The 12,043-nt window shown below is 71.1% G+C and carries 9 protein-coding genes; 5 read left to right on the top strand and 4 right to left on the bottom strand.

What is annotated here, in order from left to right; genetic code table 11:
- Positions 1–44 precede the first annotated feature (44 nt).
- From ACWEOZ_RS15875 to ACWEOZ_RS15860, 4 genes are all read left to right on the top strand, one after another.
- Complete coding sequence (locus tag ACWEOZ_RS15875; protein ID WP_451911405.1) at positions 45–1,304, top strand: sensor histidine kinase; 1,260 nt, start codon at positions 45–47, stop codon at positions 1,302–1,304.
- Positions 1,301–1,975, top strand: a complete 675-nt coding sequence (locus ACWEOZ_RS15870) for a response regulator (protein WP_451911404.1) — start codon at positions 1,301–1,303, stop codon at positions 1,973–1,975. Before ACWEOZ_RS15875 ends, ACWEOZ_RS15870 begins: the two co-directional genes overlap by 4 nt.
- Positions 1,972–2,886 carry a hypothetical protein gene (locus ACWEOZ_RS15865; protein ID WP_451911403.1) on the top strand — a complete coding sequence of 305 codons (915 nt, stop codon included), beginning with the start codon at positions 1,972–1,974 and terminating at the stop codon, positions 2,884–2,886. The genes ACWEOZ_RS15870 and ACWEOZ_RS15865 overlap by 4 nt, the downstream gene beginning before the upstream one ends.
- 179 nt (positions 2,887–3,065) lie before the next feature.
- On the top strand, positions 3,066–4,598 hold the full coding sequence (locus ACWEOZ_RS15860) for a methyl-accepting chemotaxis protein (protein ID WP_451911402.1): 1,533 nt from the start codon (positions 3,066–3,068) through the stop codon (positions 4,596–4,598).
- A gap of 18 nt (positions 4,599–4,616) precedes the next feature.
- Here ACWEOZ_RS15860 and ACWEOZ_RS15855 read toward each other — a convergent pair whose 3' ends face one another.
- The 3 genes from ACWEOZ_RS15855 to ACWEOZ_RS15845 are packed head-to-tail and all read right to left on the bottom strand — an operon-like array spanning position 4,617 to position 9,450.
- Complete coding sequence (locus ACWEOZ_RS15855) at positions 4,617–5,654, bottom strand: WD40/YVTN/BNR-like repeat-containing protein (protein WP_451911401.1); 1,038 nt, start codon at positions 5,652–5,654, stop codon at positions 4,617–4,619.
- Positions 5,654–8,773 (bottom strand): isoleucine--tRNA ligase, encoded by a 3,120-nt coding sequence (gene ileS, locus ACWEOZ_RS15850; protein ID WP_451911400.1) that lies wholly within the window; start codon positions 8,771–8,773, stop codon positions 5,654–5,656. The genes ACWEOZ_RS15855 and ileS overlap by 1 nt, the downstream gene beginning before the upstream one ends.
- 56 nt (positions 8,774–8,829) lie before the next feature.
- Positions 8,830–9,450 (bottom strand): L-threonylcarbamoyladenylate synthase, encoded by a 621-nt coding sequence (locus tag ACWEOZ_RS15845; protein ID WP_451911399.1) that lies wholly within the window; start codon positions 9,448–9,450, stop codon positions 8,830–8,832.
- 114 nt (positions 9,451–9,564) lie between these two features.
- Here ACWEOZ_RS15845 and ACWEOZ_RS15840 point away from each other — a divergent pair, with 114 nt between their 5' ends.
- Positions 9,565–11,487, top strand: a complete 1,923-nt coding sequence (locus tag ACWEOZ_RS15840; RefSeq protein WP_451911398.1) for a hypothetical protein — start codon at positions 9,565–9,567, stop codon at positions 11,485–11,487.
- 1 nt (position 11,488) lies between these two features.
- Here the strand turns inward: ACWEOZ_RS15840 and ACWEOZ_RS15835 are convergent, their stop codons facing one another.
- Complete coding sequence (locus tag ACWEOZ_RS15835) at positions 11,489–11,959, bottom strand: MarR family winged helix-turn-helix transcriptional regulator (protein ID WP_451911397.1); 471 nt, start codon at positions 11,957–11,959, stop codon at positions 11,489–11,491.
- Between the last annotated feature and the right edge of the window lie 84 nt (positions 11,960–12,043).

Genomic DNA, 12,043 nt, shown 5'->3' with positions numbered 1-12,043 from the left:
CGGGACGACGCTTCGCAGGCAGGTCCACGCGTAACGTGATCGTCATGGAGCTGGGCGAGGTGCGTGAGACGCGGGCGTGGCAGGCCGTACGCCGGCACCCGCAGCTCTGCGACGCCGCCCTGGCCCTCGCCGTGGTCGTCCCGGTGGTCCTGGCCGTTCGCCGCGGCGGGCACGGCGAGGAGCCCCGCATGCTGGGCACCGCCGACCTGATCGCGGTGGCCCTCGGCTTCGTGGCGATCACCTTCCGCCGCCGTTACACCCTGGCCGGTCTGATCCTCACCACGTTCGCCACGATCCTGTTCACCATCCAGCAGGGTGACCGGCAGCCGATGCTGATGATCGCCCTCGTCCTGCTCTTCTTCACGCACGGCGCGTGGGCCGACCGGCGCACGGCCTGGATCACCGCGGTGAGCCTCGGGGCGGTCGTGTGCCTGAGCGGCGTGATCTGGGCCGGCGGCAGCTGGTACGCCCCGGAGAACCTCGGCGCGCTGGCCTGGATCGGCATGGCCACCGCGGTCGGCGACGCGACCCGCAGCCGGCGGGCGTACGTGGCCGAGGTCGAGGAACGCGCCCGGCGGGCCGAGCAGAGCCGCGACGAGGAGGCCCGGCGCCGGGTCGTCGAGGAACGCGTACGGATCGCCCGCGAGCTGCACGACGTCGTGGCCCACCACATCGCGGTCATCAAGGTGCAGGCCACCGGGGCCAAGCACATCCTGCACCTGCGTCCGGAGCAGGTCGCTCCGGCGCTGGACCACATCAGCCGCTCCTCGGACGCGGTGCTGAAGGAGATCGCCTCGGTGGTCGGCCTGCTGCGCAGCTCCGACGACCTGGACGGGGGCGAGACGCCGGCCACCGAACCGACCCGCGGTCTGGCCCGGCTGTCCGGCCTGCTCGACGACCTGGCCGCGGCCGGCCTGCGGGTCGACCACCGCCGCCTCGGCGAAGCCCGGGAGCTGCCCGCGCTGGTCGACCTCGCGGCCTTCCGGATCGCTCAGGAAGCATTGACCAACGCCCAGAAGTACGGCGACGGCACCGCCCGGCTCACCGTGGCCTACACGGCCGACGGGGTGGCGCTGGACGTCACCAATCAGATCCGGCCCGACGCCCCGAGGTCCGGCTCGGGCTACGGCATCATCGGCATGCGCGAGCGTGCCGCCTCGACCGGGGGAGCGCTGACCGCCGGCCCGGACGCCGCCGGCCGCTTCACCGTCCACGCCGAGCTGCCCAGCGCAGACCTCCCGCCCAGCGACTACGCGGAGCGTCTGAACGCGGAAGCCGTCGGCAGCGAGCAGGTTCGGTCATGACGATCCGGGTGCTGCTGGTCGATGACCAGCCGCTGATCCGGGCCGGTTTCCGGATGTTCGTCGAGCCCGACCCCGAGGTTGAGGTCGTCGGTGAGGCCGGCACCGGTCGTGAGGCCGTCGAGCTCGCCCGGTCCGCCCGCGCCGACGTCGTGCTCATGGACATCCGGATGCCGGACATGGACGGCATCGAGGCCACCCGCCGGATCGCCGCCGCCGAGGACCTGGCCGGCGTGCGGGTGCTGGTCCTGACGACTTTCGAGAACGACGACAACGTCGTGCTCGCCCTGCGGGCCGGGGCCAGCGGCTTCCTCGGCAAGCACGTCGATCCCACCGATCTGCTGCATGCCATCCGGGTCGTCGCCGCCGGTGAGGCGTTGCTGTCTCCCGCCGCCACGCGCGGGCTGGTCAGCCGCTTCCTGAGCCAGCCGGTGCCGAGTGCGCTGCCGGCCGCCCTGGAGCTCGGCGGACTCACCGACCGCGAACGGGAAGTGCTGGCGCTGGTGGCGTACGGGCTGTCGAACGACGAGATCGCCGAGCGGCTGTACCTGTCGCCGCTGACCGTGAAGACGCACATCAACCGGGCCATGGGCAAGCTCGGTGTCCGGGACCGGGCGCAACTGGTCGTCATCGCGTACCAGAGTGGTCTGGTCCGCCCGGGTGACCAGCCGTGAGCGCGCTCGTTCTCGCGGTCCTGCTCTGCGTCGCGTCGGCGGCGGGTTATGCGGCTGCGGCCGTGCTGCAGGCGCGGCTGGCGCAGCAGCCGCTCGGCGTGCTGCTCGGGATGCCGCTGTGGTGGGCGGCCATCGCCCTCAACGGGGTCGGCGCGGCCCTGCACGTGGTGGCGCTGCGCTACGGTCCGTTGTCGCTGGTCCAGCCGTTCGGGGTGCTGACTCTGGTGCTGGCGGTGCCGCTCGCGGCGATGCTGGCCCGGCGGGCGGTCACCCGGACCGAGGGCCGGGGCATCGGGCTGACGGTGGCCGGGTTGATCGGCATCCTGCTGCTGGCCGGCACGACCAGCAGCATCGCGGCGCTGACCACGGCTCAGCTCGTCGGCCTGCTGCTGGTCACGGCGGCGCTGCTGACCGCGCTGGGCGGGTGGGGCGCGGTGCCCGGAGCTTCGGGCCTGTGGGCGGCGGCCGCGGCCGGGGTGTCGTTCGGCGTCTCGTCGGCCCTCACCCAGACCGTCGCGGTGCACGTCACGGACGACGGGTTCGGCGCGCTGCTCAACCCCACGGTCGCCGTCGCGGCGCTGGCGATCGCTGTGCTGTCGACGGCTGGGACGTTGTTCACGCAGCGGTCCTATCGTGACGGGCTGGGCGCGCCGCTGGCGGTGAGCACGCTCGCCAATCCGGTGGCGGCGGCGACCATCGGTCTGGTGCTGCTGGGGGAGCAGATCACCGGTGGGCTGCTCGGGGCGGCGGTCGCTGTGGTGAGTGCGGTGGTCGCGGCGGCCGGCGTGACCCTGCTGACCCGCGCCCAGGTGCGCGAGGCCGGAGCCCGCGAGCCGGCTGTGCGCGCCACGGCGCACGCGATGCCCAGAATGGTGGCGGTTGCGGCGAGCAGGACGCCGCCGCGCGCCTGAGCAGAGCACGGCCGGCCTGCCGGGCGGGAAGACTCGGCAACTTTTTTGCACCCTGGTGATCAGCGACGGGCAACTCGGGTCGATAGGGGTCACGGGAGCAACTCGGATACAGGGGTGACAACGTGGCAGGTCTGACCGGATGGGCCCGGAACCGGCGGGTGTCGACCAAGGTTCTCACCGTGGCAGGTGTGGCCATCGCCGGGATGGTTGTCACCGGGTACATGAGCCTGGCCGGGATCGCCGACCTGAAGACCACCCGGAACGACGAGCTCAAGGTCGGCGTCCCGTACATCACCAGCTTGAACTCCGCCGCCCTGGCGGCCAAGGCCGCCGCCAACGACGAGCGCGGCTATCTCATCGCCGGCGAGAAGAGTTTCCAGGAGGATGCCCTCGGCCGTAAGGAGACCGTGGACGGGCATCTCGACACTGCCCGGGGGCTGGCCGCGCCCGAACAGCAGGCCACGGTCGACCAGATCAAGGCGGCCACGGACGCCTGGTTCACCGCCCTGACCGCGGAGTTCACGACCTACGGCACGGACCGGCAGGCCGCGATCACGGTCGCCCTGGGGGCCAACCGCGACCTGCGCAAGGCGTACGAGGAGCAGTTCGCGACGGAGCTCAGCCGGGCCGACGCCGCGCTGATCGCCGGAAAGCAGTTCGATGCGACCGTGGGCTCCACGCGGACCAGCCTGATCTGGACCATCGTGATCGCGCTGGCGCTCGCCGTCCTCCTCGCGCTCTGGGTGGCCCGGATGATCGTGACACCGTTGCGGCGGGTCTCGTCGGTGCTGGAGGCGGTCGCCGAGGGTGATCTGTCCCAGCAGCTCGACGTGGACCAGCAGGACGAGGTCGGGCACATGGCCACGTCGCTGCGCCGGGCCACCGTGACCCTGCGGCAGACCGTCAACGATCTCGCCACGCACTCCCGCACGCTCAGCACCGCCGCCGGTGAGCTCGCCGCCACCAGCAAGAACAGCGCCACCAGTGCCGAAACCGGGGCTCGGCAGGCGAGCGCGGTCGCCGAGTCCGCCGCGGCCATGTCGTCGAACATCCAGACCGTCGCCGCGGGCGCGGAGGAGATGGGCGCTTCCATCCGCGAGATCAGCCAGAGCGCCACCCAGGCGGTGGGTGTGGCCTCGCGGGCGGTTGATGTCACCGCCACCACGACCGGTGTGATGGCCAAGCTGGGCGAGTCGTCCACCGAGATCGGCAACGTGATCAAGGTGATCACCTCGATCGCCGAGCAGACCAACCTGCTCGCCCTGAACGCGACGATCGAGGCGGCCCGGGCCGGGGAGATGGGCAAGGGCTTCGCCGTGGTGGCCAGCGAGGTCAAGGACCTGGCCCAGGAGACCGCCCGGGCGACCGAGGACATCGGTCAGCGGGTGGCCGCCATCCAGACCGACACGGTCGGCGCGGTCGCCGCGATCGAGGAGATCAGCGAGATCATCGGCCGGATCAACGAGTTCCAGACCACCATCGCCTCCGCGGTCGAGGAGCAGACCGTGACCACCAACGAGATGAGCCGCAACGTCACCGAGGCGGCTGACGCCGGCGGCCGGGTGGCCGACACGATCAACGACGTCGCCGCCTCGGTGCAGCTCACCACGGTCGGGGTCACCGAGGCCAACCGGGCCGCCGGTCAGCTCGCCGAGATGTCCGACGACCTGCAGGTGATCGTCAACCGTTTCCGGCTGGAGCCGGCCCGCTGACCGGACGAGCGGGCAACGTCACACCCCGTGAGCCAGCCAGACCCGATCTCCGGCGACCAGCAGGACGTCGCCGTCGCGGGCGGCCACGGCGGACAGCGGGCTCGCGCCGCGCGGGGTCGTGACCGTCACCCAGGACCGGCCGCCGTCGACGGACTGCCAGAGTTTGCCGGCGGCCGCGTACAACCGTCCGGCCGAGACGGTCAGCGACCGTACGCCGGTGGCGTCGGGCTTGCCGAAGCGGCCGACCGCAGTCCAGTCCGGGCCCTGCCACGCGCCGAAGGTGTCACCGCGCGGACCGACCGCGATCAGCTGGTCATCCAGCCGGACCACGCGTTGCAGCTCGTCGTAGCCGTCCTCGTCGGGGACCTCCGCGCGCTGCCACGAGCTGCCGTCGACCGAGCTCCACGCGGCGGGTGCGTCGCCGAAGCTGCCCACGAGCAGAAACCGTCCATCCAGGACAGCGCCGTCCCGGGCGAAGGCCCGGGCCAGGCCGGGAGCGTTCTCGAAGAGGCGGAAGCGCGTGCCGTCCGGGGAGAGCCAGGCCGCCGCGCCGCTGGTCCGGTTGCCGGCGATCAGGAATCCGGCCGTGCCGCCCGAGATCCGGCCGACGTCGACCGCCGTGTCACCGCCGTACGTCTCGAAGGGCGCCGCCGCCTCGGCGAGTGAGCCGTCCGGGCGCTGATACCAGGTGCTGGTCCGCGGGTTGCCGTGCGCGCCACCGCTGCGCGAGCCAACCGCCGCGATCCGGCCGTTCGCGCAGCCCACGGCGTACAGGACGCTGCGCGGGCCGTAGTAGCTGCCGGGCAGCGGGGTCAGCGTGAGGCTGCGCCAGCTCCGGCCGTCCGTGCTGTCCCAGACGGCCGGGCTGGTCTCGCCGTCGGCGCCGGCGCGGCCGCCGACGACGTACCAGTGCTCGCCGCAGGCGACCGCGTCCCGCAGCAGCCGGGTGCCCGGGCCGGGCAGCGACAGCTCTGTCCAGGCGTTGGTGGGCGCCGACGCGCAGGCGCCGACCAACGCGAGGGCGGCGAGCGCGCGCAGCAGCCTGGCCACCGGCATCAGGCCTTCCGCAGCCAGAAGGTGAGACCCATCGCCTCCTCGTGGACCGGGGTGGCCTCGGCCCAGGCCGGCTCACCGGGGGCGTAGTCCGTGGCCAGCACCTCGTCGGCGACCAACTGGGCGTGCTCCTCCAGGGCGGCTGCTGTGTCGTCGTCGGTGGCCGCATAGCGCAGCGCGATCCGGTCGGAGACCTCCAGGCCGCTGGTCTTGCGGGCCTCCTGGATCAGCCGGATCGCGTCGCGGGCCAGGCCGGCCCGGCGCAGCTCCGGCGTCAGGTGCAGATCCAGGGCGAGGGTTGCGCCGCCCTCCGCGGCGACGGCCCAGCCCTCGCGCGGCGTCTCGGTGATGATCACCTCGTCGGGGCTGAGCGTGACGGTCTCGTCGCCGGCGACGACTGTGGCGGTGCCGGTCGAGCGCAGGGACTCCTTCAACGCTGTCGCGTCGGCGGCGGCCACAGCGGCCGCCACCTGCTGCACCCCCTTGCTGAAGCGCTTGCCCAGCGGCCGGAAGTTTGCCTTCGCCGTGGTGTCCACCAGCGAGTCGCCCGCCGCGCCGACCGCCAGCACCACGCCGACGTTCAGCTCGGCCGCGATCTCGGCGAGCAGCTCGGGGGAGAGGCCGGCGAACCCGTGCGCCGACGCCAGCGCCCGCGACAGCGGCTGCCGGGTCTTCATGCCCGAGTCGGCCCGCGCCGCGCGGCCCAGCTCGACCAGCCGGCGGGCCAGCGCCATCTGCTCGATCAGCGCCGGGTCGATCAAGGACTCGTCGGCGACCGGGTACGCGGCCAGGTGCACCGAGGGCGCGGCGGTCGGCGTGACCGGCACGACCATGTCCTGCCAGATCCGCTCGGTGATGAACGGCGTGATCGGCGCCATCAGCAGCGTCACGGTCGCCAGCGCCTCGTGCAGCGTGGCCAGCGCGGCCGGGTCCCCGCGCCAGAAGCGGCGGCGGCTGCGGCGCACGTACCAGTTGGACAGGTCGTCGATGAACGCGGCGAGCAGCTTGCCGGCCTCGTGGGTGTCGAAGGCGGCCAGCGCCGCGTCCACGTCCCGGGTCAGCGTGTGCAGCTCGGACAGGACCCAGCGGTCCAGGACCGGGCGGTCGGCCGGCGCCGGGTCCGACCCCGACGGCGTCCAACCGGCGGTACGCCCGTACAGCGCCTGGAAAGCGGCCGTGTTCCAGTACGTCAGCAGGGTCTTGCGCACCACCTCCTGCAAGGTGGTGTGCCCGACCCGGCGCGAGGACCACGGCGAGCCGACCGCGGCCATGAACCATCGCACGGCGTCCGCACCGTGCCGTTCCAGCAGCGGCAACGGCTCGAGGATGTTGCCCAGGTGCTTGGACATCTTGCGGCCGTCCTCGGCCACGATGTGCCCCAGGCAGACCACGTTCTCGTACGCGGACCGGTCGAACACCAGCGTGCCGATCGCCATCAGCGTGTAGAACCAGCCGCGGGTCTGGTCGATCGCCTCGGAGATGAACTGCGCCGGATAGCTGCGCTCGAACAGCTCCTTGTTGCGGTACGGGTAGCCGAACTGGGCGAACGGCATCGCCCCGGAGTCGTACCAGGCGTCGATGACGTCGGGCACCCGGGTGGCGGTGGCGCCGCACTCACAGGCGAAGGTCACCGCGTCGATGAACGGCCGGTGCGGTTCCAGCGCGGACAGGTCCTCGCCGGTGCGCTCGCTCAGCTCGTGCAGGGAGCCGATGCAGGTCAGGTGTCCTTCCGGGCAGCGCCAGATGGGCAGCGGGGTGCCCCAGTAGCGCTGCCGGGAGAGCGCCCAGTCGACGTTGTTGGTCAGCCAGTCGCCGTAGCGGCCGTGCTTGATCGTCGCGGGCTGCCAGTTGGTGCGCTCGTTCTCGCGCAGCAGCTGCTCGCGGACGGCGGTGGTGCGTACGTACCAGGACGGCTGCGCGTAGTAGATCAATGGGGTGTGGCAGCGCCAGCAGTGCGGGTAGCTGTGCTCGTACGGGGTCTCGCGGAACAGCAGGCCGCGGCTCTGCAGGTCGGTCACCAGCGCGGCGTCGGCGGACTTGAAGAACACGCCACCGACCAGCGGCACCTCCGGCGCGAACGTGCCGTCGGGGCGTACCGGATTGACCATCGGCAGGCCGTAGGCCCGGCAGCTGGCCAGGTCGTCCGCGCCGAAGGCGGGCGACTGGTGCACCAGGCCGGTGCCGCTGTCGGTGGTCACGTACGACGCCAGGATCACGATGTGCGCGTCCGGCACCTCGACCAGGTCGAACGGCGGCGTATAGGTCCAGCGTTCGAGCTCTTTGCCCGCGAAGGTGGCCACCACCGTCCAGCCCTCGCCGAGCACCTCCGCCAGCAGGTTCGAGGCGACGACGAGCTGCTCGTTGCCGTCGGTCGCCACCACGTAGGTGACCTCGGGGTTGACCGCGACGGCGGTGTTGGAGACCAGCGTCCAGGGCGTCGTGGTCCAGACCAGCAGCGCGGCCTGCTCGGCGAACGGTCCCGAGGTCAGCGGGAAGCGCACGTAGACCGAAGGATCGATGTCCTGCTCGTAGCCCTGGGCCAGCTCGTGGTCGGACAGGGCGGTCTGGTCCCGCGGGCACCACGGCGCCACCCGGAAGTCCTCGACCAGCAGGCCCTTGTCGAAGATCCGCTGCAGCGACCACCAGACCGACTCGATGTAGCCGGGATCCATGGTCCGGTACGCGTCGTCCATGTCGACCCAGTAGCCCATCCGCCGGGTGAGCTCGGCGAACGCGTCCGTGTGCCGGGTCACCGAGGCGCGGCAGCGGGCGTTGAACTCGGCGATGCCGTACGCCTCGATGTCCTGCTTGCCGGTGAAGCCGAGCTCCTTCTCCACCGCGAGCTCGACCGGCAGGCCGTGGCAGTCCCAGCCGGCCTTGCGGGCGACGTGGAAGCCCTTCATCGTCTTGTACCGCGGGAAGACGTCCTTGAAGACCCGGCTCTCGATGTGGTGCGTGCCGGGCATGCCGTTCGCGGTGGGCGGGCCCTCGTAGAAGATCCACTCCGGGCGGCCCGCGGACTGCTCGAGGCTGCGGTGGAACACGCTCTCGGCCTGCCAGAAATGCAGCACGTCGTGGTCCAGCGCACCCAGATCGACCTGGGCCGGCACGGGTAGATACATCGTCGTTTCCTCTTCTCGGAACGTGGTACCCATCAGCCTAGGAGCGGCCGCCACCGTTATTCGAAGCGCGTCGGGTCGCCCGCGCCGACCCGCAGGATCTCCGGCTCGCCGCCCGACAGGTCGATGACGGTGGTCGGGACGGTGCCGCACTCGCCCGAGTCGATCACCGCGTCCACCACGTGGTCGAGCCGTTCCTTGATCTCCCAGCCCTGGGTGAGCGGCTCCTCCTCGCCCGGCAGCAGCAGGGTGCTGGAGAGCAGCGGCTCGCCCAGCTCGGCGAGGATCGCGCTGGTCACCGTGTTCTCCGGGATGCGTACCCCGACGGTCTTCTTCTTGGGGTGCATCAGCCGCCGCGGGACCTCCCGGGTGGCCGGCAGGATGAAGGTGTAGCTGCCGGGGGTGGCCGCCTTGACCGCGCGGAAGACCGCGTTGTTGATGTGCACGAACTGCCCGAGCTGGGCGAAGTCGCGGCAGATCAGGGTGAAGTGGTGGTCGCTGCCCAGATGGCGGATCTCGCGGATCCGGTCGAGGCCCTTGGCGTTGCCGATCCGGCAGCCCAGGGCGTAACAGGAGTCGGTCGGATACGCGATCAGCCCGTCGTCCTGCAGGATGCGGACCACCTGGGCGATGGACCGGGCCTGCGGATTGTCCGGATGTACGTCGAAATACTTCGCCACCCGAAGAGCTTAGAACCTGCGCCCGGAGAAACCCGGTAACCGTGGCACCAACGTATCCATGCCTTTACCTGCGTAAATCTTTACCCGGTGTCCGCGGGGTGGCAGCGTGACCACATGAGACGGAGAGCCGCGCTCGTCGTTGCGCTGATTACGGCGATGGTGGGTGCATCCGCGGGACCAGCGGGCGCCGCACCGAAATCCTCGTACGCCTACCTGCACCCCGGTGGCCAGCCCCGGCTGACCGAGAAGGTGCCCGTCAACGTGGTCTTCCTCGGCTACGAGCCGGACCAGGTCGGCCGGGCCGCCTACCTGTCCGGCCTACCGAAGAAGTACGAACCTCTCGTCCGCTACCGGCTGGTCTACGGCCAGACCGAGAAGCTGGGCATCACCTACACCTACGACTACAAGGTCAGCTACGGCAGCCGGTCGTACGAGGACAAGTTCTTCAGGCAGCTGGGCAAGCTGGCCAAGCCCGCGCCGCTGACCGAATACCAGACGGCCTACAACGAGCAGGCGAAGAACGTCAGGGACATCACGGCCAACCACGCCATCGACGCGCCCAGCGTGGAGAAGTGGCTCGCGTACCACCCGCCCGCCGGTGTCGACACCCGGCGCAACACGATCTTCTTCATCAACTGGTACGGCCGCTCCGATTTCAAGTTCCACGTCTACACCAAGACCGGCGAACCGGACCCCGACACCGGCTACGACTTCGGCAAGGAACGGGACAGCCGCAAGGTCATCGCCTGGGGCGGGACCACCGCCGACGACGAGGAGACCGGTCTGGGCAGCACCCGGCGGGTCTGGTTCCACGACCTGTCGGCCGGCCCCGAGTCCTGGACCAGCAACTACGACGTCGACCACCCGGACCTCGACGGTGACGGCGAGGTCGACTACCGGATGCCGCCGACCTGGGAGTACACCGCGGGAGGCTTCCGGGCGCCCGGGGCCCTGGCCGGTGACCTCTCGCTGATCACCCGCTACGTCGCGCTGAACCTCCTGATGACGTCGTCGCCGCTCTACCCGGTCGAGCTGCCCACTCCGGAGCCGCCCAAGTCGCTCAACATCGACAGCAACACCTACGAGGGCTGGCCCGGCGTCGACGCGTCGCAGCGCTACATCACCCCGGGGCTGCTGGTCGACGAGCTCTCCGAGCTGCGCTGGCGCAACCGGATGGACTTCGACAACCAGGACCTGCCGTACGACGCCAAGGCCGAGGAGTGCTACCTCGGGGTGCTCACCGACACCAGCTGCTACCCCGACTCGGGCTACCCGGCGTTCGCCAACCTGTACCTCTACAACTGGGCCAACCTGGAGCGCACCAGGGACGACACCGGCCGGGTGGACTACGAGATCCCGGTGTTCAACTACGCCGTCGGTGCGGGCGTGGGCGTGCCGGCGCTGGGCTTCGCCGACGACAACTACGTCGACGGCACCCAGACCGGGGTCTTCACGTTCATCTCTCCGGAGGTCGTCGAAGCCGGGTACGGCCTGACCACCACCCAGATCCACGAGGTCGGCCACCACCTGGGCATGAGCCATCCGCACGACGGCTACGACAGCGAGACCGGGGTGGACTACGGGCCGGAGGGCCGCTTCCTGTTCGCCAACGCCGGCGACGAGAGCAACTCGATGATGAGCTACATCGACCTCAACTGGGACTTCAGCCAGTTCGACCGGGACAACAGCGACCGGTTCCTGACGGCGGCGTACCACGAGGCCGCGAACCGGCTGGCCGCCGATGTGCTGGCGGCACCGCGGGCGTCGCGGGCGAAGGTGCAGCTGCGCGCGGCCGACGTGCTGCTGGGCCTGTCGACCAAGGCGTTCGCGCGGCACGACTACCGGGCCGCGTACGCGTTCGCCGAGGGCGCCTACAACCAGGTCGTCGCCGGGGCGAAGCGGGCCGGGGCCGACCCGGCCGGTGCGGCCAAGGCGCTGGCGGCCGAGGCCGACGCCGCCCGCCGGACCGTCGAGGTGCACAGCCCGCACGAGTTCATCGACACGCTGGCGCCGGACAGCCCGCGCAGTCAGCCGTAGGTCAGGCCCCCGCCCGGGGCCGCGCGTGCGCGTGGTCCCGGGCGGAGTCGTCCGTCAGCCGGGCCACGACCTGGTCGGAGATCGCGGTGAGGGCGGCGAGCTGGTCATCGGTCAGCACGTCGCCGAAGTAGCGGCGCACCGCGGCGCCGTGACAGGCGCGGGCGGCGGCGATCTGCTCACGGCCCTTGTCGGTGAGCTCCACCACCGCGTCGGCGGTCTTGGTGATCAGCCCGCGGCCCTGCATCCGGCGCAGCTGGTGGGACAGCCGTGACTTCTCCCACTCCAGGCCGCAGCGCAGGGCGATCGACCGCACGCTGCCGCCGGGCGACTCCTCCAGGAAGAACAGGATGTCGAAATCGGCCTCGGACAGCCCGGTGGAGCGGTAGAGCTCACGGCTGATCCGGCCGTTGAGCTGCAGGCGCATGCGCTGATACGCCTGCCAGGCGGCGGAGACGTCGGCGGTCGCACTCACGCCGGAATCGTACTTCCATTTGCCGGACGACCGCCGGTTGATGTATCAACTAGGTTGATGTGTCAACCACCGTATTGACGCACG

The organism is Actinoplanes sp. NPDC004185, assembly GCF_053603475.1.
The sequence above is the reverse complement of the archived record's forward strand: the minus strand, read 5'-3'. Positions and strand labels throughout refer to the sequence as shown.

What these genes read in the sequence shown, in the direction of transcription:
- ACWEOZ_RS15870 (WP_451911404.1), top strand. Translation starts at nt 1,301, where the DNA reads ATGACGATCCGGGTGCTGCTGGTCGATGACCAGCCGCTGATCCGGGCC.
- ileS (WP_451911400.1), bottom strand. Translation starts at nt 8,773, where the DNA reads ATGTATCTACCCGTGCCGGCCCAGGTCGATCTGGGTGCGCTGGACCAC.
- ACWEOZ_RS15875 (WP_451911405.1), top strand. Translation starts at nt 45, where the DNA reads ATGGAGCTGGGCGAGGTGCGTGAGACGCGGGCGTGGCAGGCCGTACGC.
- ACWEOZ_RS15840 (WP_451911398.1), top strand. Translation starts at nt 9,565, where the DNA reads ATGAGACGGAGAGCCGCGCTCGTCGTTGCGCTGATTACGGCGATGGTG.
- ACWEOZ_RS15855 (WP_451911401.1), bottom strand. Translation starts at nt 5,654, where the DNA reads ATGCCGGTGGCCAGGCTGCTGCGCGCGCTCGCCGCCCTCGCGTTGGTC.